The organism is Variovorax sp. LjRoot175, from assembly GCF_964253805.1.
GTDB lineage: Bacteria > Pseudomonadota > Gammaproteobacteria > Burkholderiales > Burkholderiaceae_C > Variovorax.
This window is the reverse complement of sequence record NZ_CAXURY020000001.1, coordinates 519,713-537,066: the sequence shown is the minus strand read 5'-3', so window position 1 is coordinate 537,066 and position 17,354 is coordinate 519,713. Positions and strand designations below refer to the sequence as shown.

Genomic DNA, 17,354 nt, shown 5'->3' with positions numbered 1-17,354 from the left:
TGGAAAAAACAGCGATTGTTCAAAGGCTGGGGCCTGCCCTATCCTGCGCCCGTGCATCCATCCTGCCGCTGCCGAACATGCTGTTGAAACCCGCTTCGCCGACCGGCGCGCGCGCCACTGGCGCGCCCTCCTCCGACATCGTGGCGCTGGAAGCGACCGCGCTGTCTCGCGCCATCCACGCTAGGGAGCTTTCCTGCGCCGAGGTGCTGGACGCCTACCTCGCGCAGATCGACAGGCTCAACCCGAAGGTCAATGCCATCGTCGCGCTGCAGGATCGCGACGCGCTTCGCCGGCTGGCCGCGGAGCGCGACGCGCAGCTCGCGCGCGGCGAGAGCCTGGGCCTGCTGCACGGCTTTCCGCAGGCGCCCAAGGACATCATGCCGGCGGCCGGCATGGTCACGACGCGCGGCTCCCCGATCTTCAGCGGCAAGGTGTCGACAACCGATGCCGTGGTGTTCGAGCGCATGCGCCGCGGGGGTGCGATCTTCATCGGCCGAAGCAACTCGCCCGAATTCGGGCTCGGCGGCCACACCTACAACCCGGTCTACGGCACCACCCGCAATGCCTTCGATCCCTCGCGCTCCGCCGGCGGCAGCAGCGGCGGCGCAGGCGTGGCCGTGGCGCTGCGCCTGCTGCCGCTGGCCGACGGCTCGGACATGATGGGCTCGCTGCGCACGCCCTCGGCCTTCAACAACGTGTACGGCCTGCGCACCTCCGTCGGCTGCGTGCCGCACGGCCCGACCGAGGAGGTCTTCTTTCAGCAGTTCAGTGTCGCCGGCCCGATGGCGCGCAACATTCCCGACCTGGCCCTGCTGCTGTCGGTGCAGGCCGGCTTCGATCCTCGCCTCCCGCTCACCCGCCGGCAGGACGACCCCGCCGCGTTCACCGGCGCCCTGGAACGAGACTTCCGCGGCGCACGCATCGGCTGGCTCGGCGATCTGGGCGGCCACCTGCCGACCGAGCCCGGCCTGCTGGGCACCTGTGCGCAGGCGTTGAGGCATTTCGAGACCATCGGCTGCACGGTCGAACCCGTGCTGCCGGACTTCGACTTCGAACGCCTGTGGCGCGCCTGGATCGACCTGCGCAGCTTTTCCTTCACGGGCGCCAACGCGGCGCTCTATCACGACCCGGCCACGCGCGCGCTGCTCAAGCCCGAAGCGGTATGGGAAATCGAGCGCGGCCTTCGGCTCTCGGGCCAGGAGGTCTACCGCGCCGCCAGCGAGCGCTCGGCCTGGTACCAGGTGTTGCGCGGCCTGTTCGAACAGTTCGACTTCCTCGTGATGCCCGCGGCCCAGGTGTTCCCCTTCGATGCCGGCCTGGACTGGCCGCACGCCATCGACGGACGCGCCATGGACACCTACCACCGCTGGATGCAGGCCGTGGTGCCCGCCACCATGGCCGGACTGCCGGCGCTGGCCGCGCCGGCGGGCTTCGGGCCCGGCGGCCTGCCTGCGGGCATCCAGATCATCGGCCCGGCCCAGGCCGATGCGGCCGTGCTGGAGATCGGCCATGCCTACGACCAGGCCAGCGGCCATGCGCGCGTGCCGAGCCCGCTGCTGGCCTGACTTCTTCCACTTTCCCTCTCCACAGGAGCTCACATGAGCACGCCACCCCTGCGCCGCTTCCTCCAGTTTCTTCTGACCGCCTGCACGCTGGCCGCCGCATGCACCGGCGCCTTCGCCCAGGACGGTTATCCGGCACGGCCGATCAAGCTGCTGGTGCCCTTTGCGCCCGGTGGCGCCACCGATGTGCTGGGCCGCATGCTGGCGATCGGCCTCGGCGAGAAGCTGGGCCAGCCCGTGGTGGTGGAGAACAAGCCCGGCGCCAGCACGGTGATCGCGGCCTCGATCGTCGCGAAGGCGCCACCGGACGGCTACACGCTGCTGCTGGGCGCCAGCACGACGCTCACACTGAACCCGGCGATCCGCCAGTCGCTGCCCTACGACCCCATCCGCAGCTTCACGCCCATCGGCATGGTCGCCGACATGAGCCTGATCCTGGTGGCCGGCGACACCACCGCCGGCAGCACGCTCAAGGACATCGTCGCGCAGGCCAAGGCGGCGCCGGACAAGTTCTCCTATGGCTCCTTCGGCACCGGCTCCTCCGTGCACTTCGGCGGCGAAATGCTCAAGTCGGCGGCCGGCATCCGCATGGTGCATGTTCCCTTCAACGGCAGCGCCCCCAGCCTCACCGCGCTGATGGGCGGCCAGGTGCAGGTGGCGGTCGACACCGTGGTGGCGGCCACTCCGCTGATCAAGGCCGGCAAGATCAAGCCGATCGCGGTGCTCTCGGCGCAGCGCCTGCCCCTGCTGCCCCAGGTGCCGACCGTGGCCGAGAGCGGTTATCCGGGCTTCGCCATGGGCACCTGGTTCGCCCTTGTGGCGCCGGCCGGCCTTCCGCCTGCGGTGCAGCAGAAGCTCGAGAAGGCCCTGGCCGAGGTCGCGAGCACGCCGGAGATGAGGAAGAAACTGGCCGACATCGGCTTAACCTACGCCTACGGCAACGGCGCGGCACTGAAAGCACGGATCGAAGAGGAACTGCCCAGGATGCGTGCCATGGCCGCGCGCTCGGACATCAAGGTGGACTGATCGAGGCCGCAAAAAGCAGAATAAGCTCGAGCGATGACCTCCTCCATTGCCTCCAAGTCCTACGACTCCACGCCCTCACGCAAGCTCGCCTTTCTCGGCCTCGGCGTGATGGGTTACCCCATGGCCGGCCACCTTGCGCTGGCCGGCCACAGTGTCGCGGTCTACAACCGCACGGCCGCGAAGGCCGCCGACTGGTACAAGGAATTCGCGCCCCAGGCCAAGGGGGCGCTGCGCCCTGCGGCCACGCCGCGCGAAGCCGCCGCGGGCGCAACAATCGTCTTCTGCTGCGTCGGCAACGACGACGACCTGCGCTCGGTCGTGCTCGGCGACGACGGCGCCTTCGCGGGCATGGCCCAGGGCTCGGTGTTCGTCGACCACACCACGGCTTCCGCCGATGTCGCGCGCGAGCTCGCGAAGGCGGCGCTGGAACGCGGCCTCCAGTTCATCGACGCTCCAGTCTCCGGCGGCCAGGCCGGAGCGCAGAACGGCGTGCTGACGGTGATGTGCGGCGGCGACAAGGCGGCCTTCGAGCGCGTCAAGCCGGTGATCGCGGCCTTTGCGCGCGCCGTCACCCTGCTCGGCGACAGCGGCGCAGGCCAGCTTGCGAAGATGGTCAACCAGATCGCGATCGCCGGCCTGGTGCAGGGCCTGTCGGAGGCGATCGCCTTCGGCCAGCGCGCCGGCCTGGACATGAACGAAGTGCTGGCCGTGATCGGCAAGGGCGCAGCGCAGAGCTGGCAGATGGACAACCGCGGCAAGACCATGATCGAAGGCAAGTTCGACTACGGCTTCGCAGTCGACTGGATGCGCAAGGATCTCGGCCTGGTGCTCGACGAAGCCAAGCGCAATGGCGCGCGGCTGCCGGTGACCGCGCTGGTCGACCAGTTCTATGCCGACGTGCAGCAGGCCGGCGGAAACAGGTGGGACACCTCGAGCCTGATCACCAGGCTGCGCTGAGCCCACCCCCAGGCTTCGCGCACTTCGTGTCGCTACGCCAACCCCCTTGCAGGGGGCAACACCAGCGGCCCGGCAAAGCCGGTTCCGCGGTGTTCCTGGAATTCCTATCGAACCGGCGTGGCAGTGGCGCCGCCCGCTGGCGGTGAACCCGCCGGCGGCAGCGGCTCCATCGGCGGCAGCGGCACGTTGGAACGCGAGGCCGGCGCCGGACCGGTGCCGCCCTGCTGCGCCTGGTTCGCGAGCTCCGCTTCGCTGACGATCTCGACCACCCGCACCACCTTCTCCACGCCCGAGACGCCGCGCGCGATGTCGGTCGCGCGATCGGTTTCGCGCCGCGTGGCTAGGCCCATCAGGTAGACCGTGCCGCGGTCGGCGACGATCTTGAAGGAATTGGCGAAGACGTCCTTGGCATCGAGCAGCGAGGCCTTGATCTTGCCGACGATGAAGGCGTCGTTGGAACGCTGCTGGAAGGTGCTCGGCGGCCCCACCGTCAGTTCGTTGACCACCGAACGCACGTTGTCGACCCGGCGCACCACCTCCTCGACGCGCCGCCGGTCGGCCTCGCTGCCCACCGCGCCGGTCAACAGCACCTGCCGATTGAAGCTCGTGATGCTGACGTACATCTGGTCGTTGGCGATCTCGCGCACCCGTGCGCCGCCGCGCAGCTCGATGCCCTGGTCGTCGATCTGCGCGCCCGAGCTGCGGCGGTCGGTCGCGACCATCCCCGCACCAACGACCGCGGCCCCTCCGACCACCAGCGGCACGCAAGCGGAAAGGCCGGCAACCAGTGCGGCGCCGGCGGTCAGGGTCAACGCGATGCGCCGGATGGATGTCTTCGTCATATGGAACCTTCCTGTTCTCCGAGTAGCTGGGCGTCCACGCCGTCGCACAGGCAGTGCAGCGCAAGCAGGTGGACTTCGTGGATTCGCGCCGCGCGTTCGTGCGGCACGCAGATCTGGACATCGGTTTCGCGCAATGCACGCCCCACGGCGCCGCCGGGGCTGCTGCTGGCGCCGCTGCCCGCGGCGTTGCCCAGCAGGGCAACCACCGTCATGTCGCGTGCATGCGCTGCCTCGACCGCGGCCAGCACTGCGGCCGACTGGCCGCTGGCGCTCAGCGTCAGCAGCACGTCGCCGGCCTGGCCGAGGGCACGCACCTGGCGCGCGAACCGGTCCGCATCGCTTGCGTCGGCGGTGTCCGCGGCGGGGTCGGTGGTGTCGCCCGGCAGCGCGATCGCGCCCAGCTCGGGCCGTTCGCGCTCGAAGCGGCCGACGAACTGGGCGGCGAACAGCGCGGCGAGAAGCCCCGAGACGCCCGCTCCGCAGGCCAGGATCTTGCCGCCGCTGGTCACGCAGGCGAGCAGGGCCTGCATCGCCTGCCCGATCGGTTTGCTCAGGAGCGGACCTGCCTGGTACTTGAGGTCCGCGCTGTCGATGAAGTGCTGCTGGATCCGTTGCTCGAGCATGGGCCGGGATGATAACTGTGGGTTCTGAAACAAGACGTAGGTGCTGCGCTTGATGCACTTGAGTATGGGGCAACGCATCGGTTCCCTCGGCGGAGGCTCAATCCGCGTCGAAGGCGGCCTGGATCCAGGCGATGCGCTCCTCCACCAGCACGACGTCGAAACGGCAAGGCGGCGGCGTGCGCAGCCGGCTCAGGGTAGTGCCGCGCCGCGAAGACGATGCGCCGCTTCTTCACCGCGGTGATGCTCCCGGCCGCGCCGCCATGCGTGGCGCCGGCGCGCTGGCGCACCTCGACGAACACCAGCGTGCCGTCGCGCGGATCGCGCACGATCAGGTCGATCTCGCCGCCGCCGCGGCCCGGGGTTCGATAATTGCGCGCGACCAGCACCAGGCCGGCCGCTTGGAGATGGGCGAGCGCGGCGTCTTCCGCCGCATCGCCGCGCTGCTTGGTCGTCACTTGAAATGCCTCCCCGCCATCTTGTTCTGGAGAAAACCCATTGAACTCTCTCGCCCCCGCTTCGTTCGGCGCCGCCCTGCAGGCCGCGCGCGATGCTGCGGGTGCGCAGCATTATCCGCAAGCGACGCTCTATGTCGTCGCCACGCCGATCGGCAACCTGGCAGACATCACGCTGCGCGCACTGCAGGTGCTGCAGCTGGTCGATGCCGTCGCCTGCGAGGACACGCGCCACACCCAGAGCCTGCTGCGCGCCTATGGCATCGATCGCCCCTCGGCCCAGCTGCTCGCCCTGCATCAGCACAACGAGGCCGAGGCGGCACAGGCGGTGATCGCGCGGCTCGCGCGCGGTGAACGCATCGCCTATGTCAGCGATGCCGGCACGCCCGGTGTGAGCGACCCGGGCGCGCGCCTGGTCGCGGCCGTGCGCGAGGCAGGCTACCGGGTGCTGCCGCTGCCCGGCGCGAGCAGCGTGACGACGCTGATCGGTGCGGCCGGGCTGGTCGCGGCGGGCGATGCGGGCAGCGCTTTCGTGTTCGCCGGCTTCCTGCCCAGCAAGTCCGGTGAGCGCGATGCCGCCGTGCAGGCACTGGCCGCCGAGCCGCGCAGCGTGGTGCTGCTCGAAGCGCCGCACCGCATCGAAGCGCTGGCACGCGCGCTGGCCATTCTGGGCGAGCGGCGTGTGACGGTGGGCCGCGAACTCACCAAGCAGTTCGAGGAGATCGCCACGGTCGCCGCTGCCGCCCTGCCCGACTGGTTTGCAGCCGGCCGCGACCGCACGCGCGGCGAGTTCGCGCTGGTGCTGCATCCGAAGGCCGTGGCAGAGGACGATGGCAATGGCGAAGCCGAACGCGTGCTGCGGCTGCTGCTTGCCGAGCTGCCGCTCAAGAGCGCGGTGCGGCTTGCGGCCGAGATCAGCGGCGCGCCGCGCAATGCGCTCTACGACACCGCGCTGCGCCTGCGCGACGAGCCCAGCGACTAGATGCTATGAAGGCCTGCCTCAGGCCAGTCCCGTTGAGCTAGAACGGGAACCCCCAGGCAGCGAACCAAAGGAGCACGGCCATGTCTGCACCCAAGACAGTCCTTCAAGGCAAGGATAGGACGAATGCGCACGATCTGTATATGAGTTTGGAGCTGAGTGACAAGCGTTGGAACCTGACCTTCGGCGACGGCATCCGCAACCCCAGTCGCAGCGCTGTGGCCGCTGGCGATTGCGCGGCCGTGCTGGAACGTATTGGCAAGGCCCGAGTGCGCTTTGGGATACCAGCCGAGGCGGCGGTTCACGCGTGCTACGAAGCAGGCCGCGATGGCTGGTGGCTGCACCGCTGGCTGCTCGAGCAAGGCATCGACAACATCGTGGTCGACTCGGCCAGCATCGAGGTCAACCGGCACGCCAAGCGCGCCAAGACCGATCGACTCGATGGTGACAAGCTGTTGGCGATGCTGCAGCGCTACCGCGCAGGCGAGACGCGCGTATGGTCGGTGCTGCGCGAACCCACGCCCCAGCAGGAAGACGAGCGCCGGCTGCACCGCGAGCTGCAGCGACTGTCGCACGAACACACCGCCCACACCAACCGCATCGGCTCGTTGCTGGTGCTGCACAACCTGCGAGTGCATTCCATCGGTGGACGGAACTGGCAGGCGTGGTGGGACAGCCACGGCGCGCAGGTACCGCCGGCGCTGCGCGGCGAGATCGAGCGCGAGTGTGTGCGGCTGATGCTGGTCAAGCAGCAGATGCGCACGCTCCAGGCGACGCAGCGCAAGGAAGTGGACGACCGTGCGCAGCCGCAGGTAGCGCAACTGGCCAAGCTGCGCTCGATCGGGGTCGCCAGCGCCTGGTTGCTGGTCAAGGAGTTGTTCGGCTGGCGACGCTTTGCGAACCGGCGCGAACTGGCAGGCTGTCTGGGGCTCGCACCCACGCCCTATGCCAGCGGCGACAGCCAGATCGAGCAAGGCATCAACAAGGCCGGCAACAAACGAGCGCGCACCTTGCTGGTGGAACTGGCGTGGAGCTGGTTGCGCTATCAGCCCGACAGCGTCTTGAGCCAGTGGTTCGCGCGTCGCTTCGGTGCAGGCGCCAAGCGTATGCGCCGCATCGGCATCGTGGCGCTGGCGCGCCGACTGGCGGTGGCGTTGTGGCGCTACCTCGAGCATGGCGAGATCCCGGCCGGCGCCACTCTCAAGCCGGTCGCGTAGAAACCGTCCGGCCCTGGCTTGGTATGACGAAGGCATCTTCATGATCACAGGTCGACGCGCCCGAAACAGGCCCGGGTCACCGCATAGGGACCGTCCTACTAGATGGGGCGCGCCGGTAACAGGGGTAAGCCCAAGCGCATTGCGCGCATGCTGCATGTGGTGCCGGATGCGCACATTCGGCACGGATAGAAGGTTGTCCGAGCCTTGGCTCGAACGCTTGTCACTCCCCCGACCTCGGATCTCGATGCACCTCCTTCCAGCGGCCACCGCACACAGGCACTTATCGCAATCAACGCCACTGATCGATGTCTGCAGCGAAAAGCCCTTGACAATTCAGTCCTCATAGAAGGGCCTGTCAACGCTATTTGCGGGGTCGCGAAGGCATGCCAGGGCGTGCCAATCAAAGCGCGCGACGCCGTGCGTGCGGTCCCTGCAAATAGCGTTACAGGCCCTAACCGTCGAGTTCCGGATAGCGCCTGAAGATACCGTCTTCGTTGAAGGCGATGCGACGCGGGCTCTGCAGGTAGTCGTGCACGCGCTGGCGGCGGCCCACGTTGGCATGCAGCTTGGCGACCGCGGGCGTCTCGGCCAACACGCGCGCCGTGGCCTTCGAAAAGGCATAGCGCAGACCCGCCACCAGCTGGAACAGCGACAGGTCGGCGTAAGTCAGCGTATCGCCGACCAGGTGGAGGTCGCCCGCGGGATTGCGCTCGAGCACGCGCTCGAACCAGCCGAGGAATTTCGGAATCCGCTCTTCGCGAAAGCACTTGGCGCGCTCCAGCGCGGCCTCGCGCTGGTCTTCGTAGTAGCGGCCGGCCGAGATCGGATGGTGCGTGTCGTGCACCTCGGCCACCATGTCGGCGATGGTGAGCTGCAGCTGGTGCGTCCAGAGCCCGTCGGCCTCGCCGATGCCGGCGAGCCCGAGCCGCGGGCCGAGGTAGAGCAGGATCGCGGCGGTCTGGCCGACCACGATGTCGCCGTCGACGAGGAAGGGCGGCGCGAAGGCCGCGCGCGGATTGTCCGGATCGCTAAGCCGCCGCGCGAGCGCGGCCTCGCCGCCGCCTTTGCCCGGCGGCTCGCGCGCCACGTCGACATACGCGGCGCCAGCTGCCTCGAGCGCGAGGCGCACGAATTCGCCGCGGCCCTGGATGGTGGGCCAGTAGTGGAGTTGGTAGGTCAAGAGGCCCTCCGCGTGCAGATGGGAAGGCCTGAAGGAAATGCCGCGAGGAATCACAACCCCCTTGGCACCCCGCATGAATGCTGAACCTTGGCGACTTCGGCTTCCCGGATACAAAAATACCGACGAAATTCAAGATGTCGCGCTGGCGCAACGCCCCAAGCGAGCGACGATGCGCCACAGCATAGCAACTTCATTAACAGGTGGAGGCCACGGCGCCATGCCGCTAGCGCCCAGACGTGCGGGTGCGCTTCCCCTCTGTTTCCCCTACGTGCCCCGCTGTTTCCCTACGTGCCCCGCTGTTTCCCTACGGCCCCCGCGCGTTCGGGGCAACGCAATCGAAAAAGGCCGCTATCAGCGCTCTGAATGACAAACATCAGGAAGCTGAACTTCCCAGGCATAAGGGAAAACCCTAATATTCCATCTTCGGCCTCGGCCACTCGTTCCCGGGAGGAACACGATGACTTCTTTCGTCGACCTGCGTCCGCAGCGCGCAATGGGAAACACCGCGTTTTCCTTGGTCAACCAGATTTGGGGCCGTGCCGCCGCCGCGGTGCAGGATTTGGCGCGGCGCCGTGCCAGCGCCTTGGCCGACGAGCGCTTCCTGGAGCGCGCCACGCACGATCCGCGCCTGCTCGCAGAACTGCAGGCAGCGATTGCGCGCCATCAATCCAGCTCCTGAAGGTCGGCCGCCGCAGCATCCAGTCGCCGAGGCTGAGGTTGCGGCAGAGCAGGTCCGTGGCGCACGAACCCAGGGAAGACTATCCACCTTTGCTGGACGCTGAGGTCAAGCCAAGGATCGGTCAGTCGGCGAAGTAGCTCGCGGGCGCATATTCGCGCAGCGCCGTGAGGTGTGCGGTGATGTGATTGATGTGGGCGGCGACGCTCGCGCCCAGACCGGCCACGTCGCGCGACGCCATCTGCGCCAGCATCTGCTCGTGTTCCTTCAGCGCGCGCTCGGCATGGCCGGCCACGTGGCCCAGCAGCAGCCAACGCACGCGGTCGAACTGGCGCTTGATAGGTTCCAGCATGGCCCAGACGTGTTCGCGACCTGCAAACTCGAACAGGCGCCGATGCATCAACTCGTCCAGCTCGGAAAAGCGATCGATCTCGCCGCTCGCGACGGCGTCGCGCTGGCGCGCGACGATCTGGCCGAATTCGTTGAGTTGCGCCGGTGTGATGGTCTGGGCGAGTTGCACATGGCTCGCGCATTCCAGCGTGCTGCGCACGAAGCGGCCTTCCTCGAGCAGCGACATGCGCACGGGTGCCACGATCGTGCCGACCTGACGGTAGATCAGCACCATCTGTTCATCAGCCAATTGCGCCAGCGCTTCGCGCACCGGCGTGCGGCTCACATCGATCAGCTTGGAGATCGTCGCTTCCGAAAGCGCCGTGCGCGGGGGCAAGACGCCGCGCACGATGGCTTCTTGCAGCTGGCTGTGCACCTGCGCGGTATAGGAGCGCGCGGGGTCGAGCTTGAAACCGGCCAGCGCCGCAACCAAAGGGTCTTCGGGATGCTGCGCATCGGCGTGGTGGGGGTTGCTGGCAAGGACTCGGGCGGTCATCGGATGGGTGCTTCTCTGGTGGGATGAGTCACTTTACACCATGGTAGTGCACGCCATGATCGCGGCCCTATCCGGGTTTCTACCGGTACTTCACACCCGGATTGATTCGTAGACTCCTCGCATCGTGCCATGCCACCATGGTACTGTGGTGAATGATCGGAGACGCCGAAGTGCCCTTGTCAGCAGATCAGAACTCGCGGCTCTCGCAGCGCGGCCTGCGCGATCTCGGCGACGGCATCGCGCGCCCGCACTACGACCGCGGCGGCCTGGCGCGGGGCATCGTGCATCTCGGACTGGGCGCGTTTCACCGTGCCCATCAGGCGCTCTACACCGAGGCGGTCGTCGCGCGGGGCGACCTTCGCTGGGGCATCGTCGGGGTGAGCCTGCGCGACCCGCGCGTTTCCGAGGCGCTGGCAGCGCAAGACCACCTGTATTCGGTGACCGAGCGCCACGGCGACGATGCACGCACAAGGGTTGTCGGTGCGTTATGCGACGCCCTGTACGCACCCAGGCAACTTGAGCAGGTCATCGCGTCCATCGCCAGTCCGGCGACGGCCATCGTGACCAGCACCGTCACTGAAAAGGGCTACAGCCAGAACCCGGCCAGCGCCGACCTCGACATCGACGACGTCCTTGTGCGCCACGACATCGCGAATCCGCAGACGCCGCGAACGACGCTGGGCGTGCTGGCCGCAGGCATCCGCCGCCGCCCCGCCGGCGCCCCGTTGACGCTGGTGTGCTGCGACAACATGGCCAGCAATGGCGACACCTTGCGCAAGCTGCTGGTGCAGTACGCGGACCTGTTCGATGCGAAGCTTGCACGCCGCATCGAAGCCGAGATCGGCTGCCCCAACAGCATGGTCGACCGCATCGTGCCGGCGGCAACGCCCGTCTCGCTCGAATGGGCCGCCGCTCGGCTCGGCCTTCGTGACGAGGCGGCCATCGTCTGCGAGCCGTTCACCCAGTGGGTGATCGAAGACCGCTTCGCCGGCATTCGACCGGCCTGGGAGGACGCTGGCGCCCTGCTCACCAGCGACGTGCATCCCTATCAGGCGATGAAGCTGCGCCTGCTCAATGGCACGCACTCGGCGCTCGCCTACGCCGGCCAGATGGGCGGACTGGAGACGGTGTCCGACGCCATGGCGCATCCTCTGGTCGGCGGCTTCGCGCGTCGGCTGATGCTGGAGGATCTGCGCGCGAGCGTGGCGGCCCCATCGGGTTATGACGTACTGGCCTATTGCCACGAATTGCTCAGGCGTTTCGAGAATCCGGCGCTGGCCCACCGCACGCAGCAGATCGCCATGGACGGGACCCAGAAGATACCGGTGCGCTGGCTGCCAGCCTTGCGCGAGAGCCTGGCGGCGGATGTGGAGCGCCCGCAACTCGAGCGCGCATTGGCGATCTGGCTGCACTACCTGGCTGCCGGGCACGGCGACAACGGCGCAGCACTGGTCATCAGCGACCCGGGCGCCGAGGCACTCGCTGCGCGCCTGCGGCGGGCCGCCAACGACACCGACGCGGCGAACGCCGCGTTGGCGCACAGCGCCGTCTTCGGCACGGGGCCTTGGCCGCCGGTCTTTGCCGGCCGTCTGGCGCGGCACCTGTCCACGCTGCGCCAAGGCGGCATGACGGCGTTGCTGTCCACCTGAATCGCGCATCCTGCACCACCGACCCAGAAGACCCAACGGAGACCTTGTCATGACCTTCGCGCCCACTCGCCGCCAGTTCGCCACCGCCGTCGCCGTCACCGGCGTGGCCGCCACGCTCCCAGCCCGCTTCGCTTTTGCGCAAAGCGAGATCAAGCTCAAGTACGGCACCGCCTTCCCGGCCGACCATCCCGGCACCTTGCGCATCAAGGAAGCGGCCGAAGCGATACGCAAGGACACCAGCGGCCGGGTCGACTTGCAGGTCTACCCGACCAGTCAGCTCGGCAGCGAGCCGGACATGATTTCGCAGACGCGCGCCGGCGCGATCGACATCATGTCCACCGCCGGCACCAATCTGCAGACGCTGGTGGCAACCGCTGGCATCAACGGCGTGGCCTTCGCGTTCAAGGACTATGACGCGGTGTGGGCCGCGATGGACGGCGATCTGGGCGCCCATGTCCGATCCGCGCTGGCCAAGGCGAACCTGCATGCCTACGAAAAGTGCCTCGACAACGGCTACCGCAATATCACGTCGGCCAGCAAGCCCATCGTCTCGCCGGCCGACCTGAAAGGTTTCAAGATCCGTGTGCCAGGCATCCCGCTGTGGATCTCGATGTTCAAGGCCATGGGCGCATCGCCGACCGCGATTCCGTTCGGCGAGCTCTACTCGTCGCTGCAGACCAAGGTGGTCGACGGCCAGGAGAATCCGCTCGCGCTGATCCAGAGTGCCAAGCTCTACGAAGTTCAGAAGTACTGTTCGCTGACGGCTCATACCTGGGACGGCCACTTCATCTTCGGCAACGCGAAGAAGCTGCAGGCCTTGCCGAAGGAGGTTCAGGAGTCGCTGTCGAAGAATCTCAACGCTGCCGCCCTCAAGCAGCGCGAGGACATCGCGAGGCTGAACGCCGACGCGCAGGCCCAACTGACCAAGCTGGGCGTGACCTTCAACAAACCCGATCCGGGACCGTTCCGCGACATGCTCAAGACCGCGGGCTTCTATACCGAGTGGAAGGGCAAGTACGGCGACGAGGCCTGGGCCAAGCTCGAGAAGTATTCGGGCAAGCTCGTTTGACGCCCGCGCGGCCAACCATCCCGATCAGGAGCGCCCCATGCAGTCCACTGTCGATCCGCTCGCTATTGCCACGCCTTCCACGTCGCGCTGGTTCGACCGGTTGCTGGCTTGGGTGACCGAGATTCCCGCTGCCGCCATCGTGGTGGCCGAAGTTCTGATCCTGGGTGGCGGCGCCTTCGCGCGCTACGCGTTGCATGACCCGATCACCTGGACCGACGAACTCGCCAGCATCCTGTTCCTGTGGCTCGCGGTGCTCGGGTCGTGCATTGCATTGCGGCGCACCGCCCACATGCACCTGACGACCTTCATCAAGGATCTGCCGCCCGCAAGGCGCGCCTGGCTCGATGCGCTCGGCATGTGCCTGGTGGTCGCGTTCCTGGTCATGTTGGTCGGTCCGGCCTGGGAGCATTGGCACGGAGAGATCGAGGTCTCGACGCCGGTGCTCGGGATCAGCGAGGGATGGCGCGCAGGGGCTGTGTTCGCAGGCACGGCGCTGATGCTGGTGACCGCCGTGACGCGGCTCTTCGAGCAGGCGAGCTGGAAGCAGATTGCGCTCACCGGTGGTGCTGTGGCGCTGGGCGGCGCGGCGCTGTGGCTGCTGTCGCCGACGCTGGCCGGTTTGGGAAACATCAACCTGGTGATCTTCTTTCTGGTCATGCTCGTCGGCGCGATCGTGATCGGCGTTCCCATCGCCTTCGCGTTCGGCCTGGCAACGATGTCGTACCTGGCGTTCTCCACCAGCACGCCGATGTCGATCATGCCCAACCGCATGCAGGAAGGCATGTCTCACCTGATCCTTCTGGCCGTGCCGCTCTTCGTCTTCCTGGGCTCGCTGATCGAGATGACCGGCCTGGCCCGCGCGATGATCAATTTCCTCGTGAGCCTGATCGGCCACGTACGCGGCGGCCTGCAGTACGTGCTGCTGGGCGCGATGTACATCGTGTCCGGCATCTCGGGTGCCAAGGCGGCCGACATGGCTGCGGTTGCCCCGGCGCTGTTCCCCGAGATGAAGAAGCGCGGCAGCAAGGATGGCGACCTGATCGGCCTGCTGTCGGCCTCGGGCGCCATGTCGGAAACCATCCCGCCGAGCATCGTGCTCATCACGGTCGGCTCGGTGACCGGCGTGTCGATCACCTCACTGTTCATCGGCGGCCTGATGCCGGCCGTCGTCGGTCTGGTGCTGATGGCATGCGTCGTCTGGTGGCAGACGCGCCGCGAAGACATGTCGGGCGTCACCAAGGCGACGCGCCAGCAGGTCGGCAAACTGCTGCTGGTGGCGCTGCCGGCGCTCGCGCTGCCTGTGATCATCCGCACCGCGGTGGTCGAGGGCGTGGCCACCGCGACCGAGGTGTCGACGATCGGCATCTTCTACACCGTGCTCGCGGGCATCTGCATCTACCGTCAGTTCGACTGGCGCCGAATCTACCCCATGCTGCTCGACACGGCGTGCCTGTCGGGGGCGATCCTGCTGATCGTCGGTTGCGCCACCGCCATGGCGTGGGCGCTGACGCAGTCGGGCTTTGCGCAGGACCTTGTCAAGATCATGACCGCGGTGCCGGGCGGCAAGGTGGGCTTCCTGCTGGTGTCCGCTCTGGCGTTCGTGGTGCTGGGCAGCCTGCTCGAGGGCATCCCCGCGATCGTGCTGTTCGGGCCGCTGCTGTTCCCCATCGCCAAGCTCGTCGGCGTCAACGAGGTGCACTACGCGATGGTCGTGATCTTCGCGATGGGCCTCGGCCTCTTCGCGCCGCCGTTCGGGGTCGGCTTCTATGCGGCCTGTGCGATCGGCCGGGTGCCGCCGGACGTCGCGATGCCGCGTGTCTGGCCCCACATGGCGGCGCTGTTCCTCGCGCTCCTGCTGCTGGTGTTCGTGCCCTGGTTCTCGGTCGGATTCCTCTGAGCATCGTCGTACTTCCTGGAGACTGAATTGAAGATCGAACGCATCCAGACGATCGTTACCTGCCCCGGCCGCAACTTCGTGACGGTGAAGATCGTCACGGACGAGGGCATTCACGGCCTGGGCGACGCAACGCTCAATGGCCGCGAGTTGGCCGTCAAGTCCTACCTGGACGAACACGTGTTTCCCTGCCTGATCGGGCGCGACCCCCGCAACATCGAGGACATCTGGCAGTATCTCTACCGCGGCGCCTACTGGCGGCGCGGGCCGGTCACGATGACGGCGATCGCCGCCATCGACATGGCGCTGTGGGACATCAAGGGCAAGCTCGCGGGTATGCCGGTGTACCAGCTGCTCGGCGGCAAGAGCCGGCACGGCCTGATGGTGTACGGCCACGCCAATGGCCGCGACCACGCCGAAGCGATCGAGGCGGTGCACAAGCACGCGCAAGAGGGCTTCAAGGCGATCCGCGTGCAGTCCGGTGTGCCGGGTCTGGCGAAGACCTATGGCGTTGGCAAGACCAAGGGCTTCTACGAGCCGGCCGAAAAAGGCCTGCCGCCGGAAGAGCCGTGGGACACCTCGCTCTACCTGCGTCACACGCCCGAGCTGTTTCGCAAGGTGCGCGAGGCGGTGGGCTTCGAGACGCATCTGCTGCATGACGCCCACCATCGCCTGACGCCGATCGAGGCCGGCCGGCTCGGCAAGGAACTCGAGCCCTATGGCCTGTTCTGGATCGAGGACGCAACGCCGGCCGAGAACCAGGAGGCCTTCCGCCTGATCCGCCAGCACACCACCACCCCGCTGGCCGTGGGCGAGGTCTTCAACTCGATCTGGGACTGCAAGAACCTGATCAGCGAGCAGCTGATCGACTACATCCGCTCGACCATCACCCATGCCGGTGGCATCACGCATGTGCGCCGCATCGCGGACTATGCGGCGATGTATCAGGTGCGCACCGGGTTTCACGGTGCGACCGACCTGTCGCCGGTGTGCATGGCGGCAGCCGTCAACTTCGGCCTGTGGGTTCCCAATTTCGGCATCCAGGAGTTGATGCCGCACACGGCGCTCACCGACGAAGTCTTTCCGCACAACTATCGCTTCGAGGATGGCTACCTGGTGATGGACGAAGTGCCCGGACTGGGCGTCGACATCGACGAGGCGCTGGCGGCCAGGTATCCCTACGAGCGCGCTTATCTGCCCGTGGCGCGGCTCGCCGATGGCTCGATGTGGAACTGGTGACCACGCCCCACGGCATCTCAAACCAACAGGAAATTTCATCATGCTGAGCGTCGTCGTCGATCAACCCAACAGCATGGCCGTGCGCGAGCGGCCCATTCCCGAGCCCCAGGCCGGCGAGGTGCGCGTGCGCGTGCGCTACGCGGGCATCTGCGGCTCTGACCTGCACATCTTTCACGGCCACAACCCGTTCGTCTCCTACCCGCGCGTCATCGGCCACGAGTTCGTCGGTCGCATCGAATCGGTGGGCGCCGGCGTCAGCGCCGCGCGCATCGGCGAGACGGTGGTCGTGGACCCGGTCATCAGTTGTGGGGAGTGCCATGCCTGCCTGATCGGGCGGCAGAACGTTTGCAGCCGCCTGCAGGTGATCGGCGTGCATCGCGACGGCGGCTTCAGCCAGTACGCCTGCGTGCCGGAGAAGAATGCCTACGTGGTGCCCAAGGGCTTGGCCGATGCCAGCGCATCGGTGATCGAGCCCTTTGCCGTGGCCGCGAACGTCACCCAACGTACTGGCGTCTTTCCCAGCGATGTCGCGCTGATCTACGGTGCCGGGCCGATCGGCCTCAACCTGATGCAGGTGCTCAAGCGCGTCTACGGCATTCGCGCGCTCATCACAGATCACTTCGACGAGCGGCTCGCCTTGGCGCTCGACTGCGGCGCGGCGGAGGACGAGATCATCAATACCGCGCGTGAATCGCTGCCGGAGGCACTGTCCAAACGCGGTGTCGCTGGCGGACCGACCCTCATCTACGATGCTGTATGCCATCCGACGATTGTCGAAGAGGCGGTGCGCATTGCGGCGCCTGCGGGCCGAATCGGTGTGCTGGGCTTCTCCGCCACGCCTTCTGCCATTCCGCAGCAGGAACTGACAAAGAAGGAGCTCTCGCTCTACGCCTCGCGCCTGAACTGCGCGATGTTCCCGACCGTGATCGACTGGATCCAGCGTGGGCTGGTCGACCCCGGACGCATCATCAGTCACAAGGTGGACTTCCGTGACGTGGCCGGAGCGTTCGACATTGCCGAGCGCAATCCACGCTACAGCTGCAAGGTGCTGCTGGACTTTGGCGAGAACGCGTGATCGCCCGCCGGTACTCGGCTTCGACTGA

At 67.3% G+C, this 17,354-nt stretch carries 15 protein-coding genes and 1 pseudogene; 11 read left to right on the top strand and 5 right to left on the bottom strand.

Annotated features, from left to right (window positions below):
- Nucleotides 1-77: 77 nt before the first annotated feature.
- From ACSQ89_RS02800 to ACSQ89_RS02790, 3 genes are read left to right on the top strand one after another with little or no spacing between them, the layout of a single operon-like run.
- Nucleotides 78-1,565 carry an amidase gene (locus ACSQ89_RS02800; RefSeq protein WP_436294409.1) on the top strand — a complete coding sequence of 496 codons (1,488 nt, stop codon included), beginning with the start codon at nucleotides 78-80 and terminating at the stop codon, nucleotides 1,563-1,565.
- A gap of 33 nt (nucleotides 1,566-1,598) precedes the next feature.
- Nucleotides 1,599-2,588, top strand: coding sequence for a Bug family tripartite tricarboxylate transporter substrate binding protein (locus tag ACSQ89_RS02795; protein WP_436294408.1), 990 nt, complete (start codon nucleotides 1,599-1,601; stop codon nucleotides 2,586-2,588).
- Between the two features lie 33 nt (nucleotides 2,589-2,621).
- A complete protein-coding gene (locus tag ACSQ89_RS02790; RefSeq protein ID WP_093105069.1) occupies nucleotides 2,622-3,545 on the top strand; it encodes an NAD(P)-dependent oxidoreductase in 924 nt (307 codons plus the stop codon).
- Between the two features lie 104 nt (nucleotides 3,546-3,649).
- On the opposite strand, the gene ACSQ89_RS02785 is transcribed toward ACSQ89_RS02790, so the two are convergent.
- From ACSQ89_RS02785 to ACSQ89_RS02775, 3 genes and pseudogenes are all read right to left on the bottom strand, one after another.
- Nucleotides 3,650-4,387, bottom strand: coding sequence for a BON domain-containing protein (locus ACSQ89_RS02785; RefSeq protein ID WP_093105066.1), 738 nt, complete (start codon nucleotides 4,385-4,387; stop codon nucleotides 3,650-3,652).
- Nucleotides 4,384-5,010 (bottom strand): SIS domain-containing protein, encoded by a 627-nt coding sequence (locus ACSQ89_RS02780; protein WP_093105064.1) that lies wholly within the window; start codon nucleotides 5,008-5,010, stop codon nucleotides 4,384-4,386. The genes ACSQ89_RS02785 and ACSQ89_RS02780 overlap by 4 nt, the downstream gene beginning before the upstream one ends.
- 97 nt (nucleotides 5,011-5,107) lie before the next feature.
- Nucleotides 5,108-5,465, bottom strand: a pseudogene (locus tag ACSQ89_RS02775) (YraN family protein).
- Nucleotides 5,466-5,505: 40 nt separating this feature from the next.
- Here ACSQ89_RS02775 and rsmI point away from each other — a divergent pair.
- Both rsmI and ACSQ89_RS02765 read left to right on the top strand, forming a co-directional pair.
- Nucleotides 5,506-6,444, top strand: a complete 939-nt coding sequence (gene rsmI / locus ACSQ89_RS02770) for a 16S rRNA (cytidine(1402)-2'-O)-methyltransferase (RefSeq protein ID WP_093105059.1) — start codon at nucleotides 5,506-5,508, stop codon at nucleotides 6,442-6,444.
- Between the two features lie 80 nt (nucleotides 6,445-6,524).
- Nucleotides 6,525-7,658, top strand: coding sequence for an IS110 family transposase (locus tag ACSQ89_RS02765; protein WP_436296016.1), 1,134 nt, complete (start codon nucleotides 6,525-6,527; stop codon nucleotides 7,656-7,658).
- A gap of 451 nt (nucleotides 7,659-8,109) precedes the next feature.
- Here the strand turns inward: ACSQ89_RS02765 and ACSQ89_RS02760 are convergent, their stop codons facing one another.
- Nucleotides 8,110-8,838 (bottom strand): glutathione S-transferase family protein, encoded by a 729-nt coding sequence (locus ACSQ89_RS02760; protein ID WP_093105056.1) that lies wholly within the window; start codon nucleotides 8,836-8,838, stop codon nucleotides 8,110-8,112.
- A 457-nt stretch (nucleotides 8,839-9,295) separates the two neighbouring features.
- Here ACSQ89_RS02760 and ACSQ89_RS02755 point away from each other — a divergent pair, with 457 nt between their 5' ends.
- Nucleotides 9,296-9,517, top strand: coding sequence for a hypothetical protein (locus ACSQ89_RS02755; protein ID WP_093105053.1), 222 nt, complete (start codon nucleotides 9,296-9,298; stop codon nucleotides 9,515-9,517).
- Nucleotides 9,518-9,638: 121 nt separating this feature from the next.
- Here ACSQ89_RS02755 and ACSQ89_RS02750 read toward each other — a convergent pair whose 3' ends face one another.
- A complete protein-coding gene (locus tag ACSQ89_RS02750; RefSeq protein ID WP_436295739.1) occupies nucleotides 9,639-10,400 on the bottom strand; it encodes a GntR family transcriptional regulator in 762 nt (253 codons plus the stop codon).
- 152 nt (nucleotides 10,401-10,552) lie between these two features.
- Here ACSQ89_RS02750 and ACSQ89_RS02745 point away from each other — a divergent pair, with 152 nt between their 5' ends.
- The 5 genes from ACSQ89_RS02745 to ACSQ89_RS02725 are packed head-to-tail and all read left to right on the top strand — an operon-like array spanning nucleotide 10,553 to nucleotide 17,326.
- On the top strand, nucleotides 10,553-12,049 hold the full coding sequence (locus ACSQ89_RS02745; protein WP_436295738.1) for a mannitol dehydrogenase family protein: 1,497 nt from the start codon (nucleotides 10,553-10,555) through the stop codon (nucleotides 12,047-12,049).
- Nucleotides 12,050-12,098: 49 nt separating this feature from the next.
- Nucleotides 12,099-13,118 (top strand): TRAP transporter substrate-binding protein, encoded by a 1,020-nt coding sequence (locus ACSQ89_RS02740; RefSeq protein ID WP_436295737.1) that lies wholly within the window; start codon nucleotides 12,099-12,101, stop codon nucleotides 13,116-13,118.
- Between the two features lie 37 nt (nucleotides 13,119-13,155).
- Nucleotides 13,156-15,015 carry a TRAP transporter large permease gene (locus ACSQ89_RS02735; RefSeq protein ID WP_436295736.1) on the top strand — a complete coding sequence of 620 codons (1,860 nt, stop codon included), beginning with the start codon at nucleotides 13,156-13,158 and terminating at the stop codon, nucleotides 15,013-15,015.
- 27 nt (nucleotides 15,016-15,042) lie between these two features.
- Nucleotides 15,043-16,251 (top strand): D-mannonate dehydratase ManD, encoded by a 1,209-nt coding sequence (gene manD / locus ACSQ89_RS02730; RefSeq protein ID WP_093105041.1) that lies wholly within the window; start codon nucleotides 15,043-15,045, stop codon nucleotides 16,249-16,251.
- A 40-nt stretch (nucleotides 16,252-16,291) separates the two neighbouring features.
- Nucleotides 16,292-17,326 carry a Zn-dependent oxidoreductase gene (locus tag ACSQ89_RS02725; RefSeq protein WP_436295735.1) on the top strand — a complete coding sequence of 345 codons (1,035 nt, stop codon included), beginning with the start codon at nucleotides 16,292-16,294 and terminating at the stop codon, nucleotides 17,324-17,326.
- The last annotated feature ends 28 nt before the right edge of the window (nucleotides 17,327-17,354 follow it).

Excerpts from the sequence above, each read along its gene's own strand:
- ACSQ89_RS02765 (WP_436296016.1), top strand. The coding sequence starts at position 6,525 with ATGTCTGCACCCAAGACAGTCCTTCAAGGCAAGGATAGGACGAATGCG.
- ACSQ89_RS02790 (WP_093105069.1), top strand. The coding sequence starts at position 2,622 with ATGACCTCCTCCATTGCCTCCAAGTCCTACGACTCCACGCCCTCACGC.
- ACSQ89_RS02745 (WP_436295738.1), top strand. The coding sequence starts at position 10,553 with ATGATCGGAGACGCCGAAGTGCCCTTGTCAGCAGATCAGAACTCGCGG.
- ACSQ89_RS02795 (WP_436294408.1), top strand. The coding sequence starts at position 1,599 with ATGAGCACGCCACCCCTGCGCCGCTTCCTCCAGTTTCTTCTGACCGCC.
- ACSQ89_RS02755 (WP_093105053.1), top strand. The coding sequence starts at position 9,296 with ATGACTTCTTTCGTCGACCTGCGTCCGCAGCGCGCAATGGGAAACACC.
- ACSQ89_RS02780 (WP_093105064.1), bottom strand. The coding sequence starts at position 5,010 with ATGCTCGAGCAACGGATCCAGCAGCACTTCATCGACAGCGCGGACCTC.
- ACSQ89_RS02725 (WP_436295735.1), top strand. The coding sequence starts at position 16,292 with ATGCTGAGCGTCGTCGTCGATCAACCCAACAGCATGGCCGTGCGCGAG.
- ACSQ89_RS02740 (WP_436295737.1), top strand. The coding sequence starts at position 12,099 with ATGACCTTCGCGCCCACTCGCCGCCAGTTCGCCACCGCCGTCGCCGTC.
- ACSQ89_RS02735 (WP_436295736.1), top strand. The coding sequence starts at position 13,156 with ATGCAGTCCACTGTCGATCCGCTCGCTATTGCCACGCCTTCCACGTCG.
- ACSQ89_RS02785 (WP_093105066.1), bottom strand. The coding sequence starts at position 4,387 with ATGACGAAGACATCCATCCGGCGCATCGCGTTGACCCTGACCGCCGGC.
- ACSQ89_RS02800 (WP_436294409.1), top strand. The coding sequence starts at position 78 with ATGCTGTTGAAACCCGCTTCGCCGACCGGCGCGCGCGCCACTGGCGCG.
- ACSQ89_RS02750 (WP_436295739.1), bottom strand. The coding sequence starts at position 10,400 with ATGACCGCCCGAGTCCTTGCCAGCAACCCCCACCACGCCGATGCGCAG.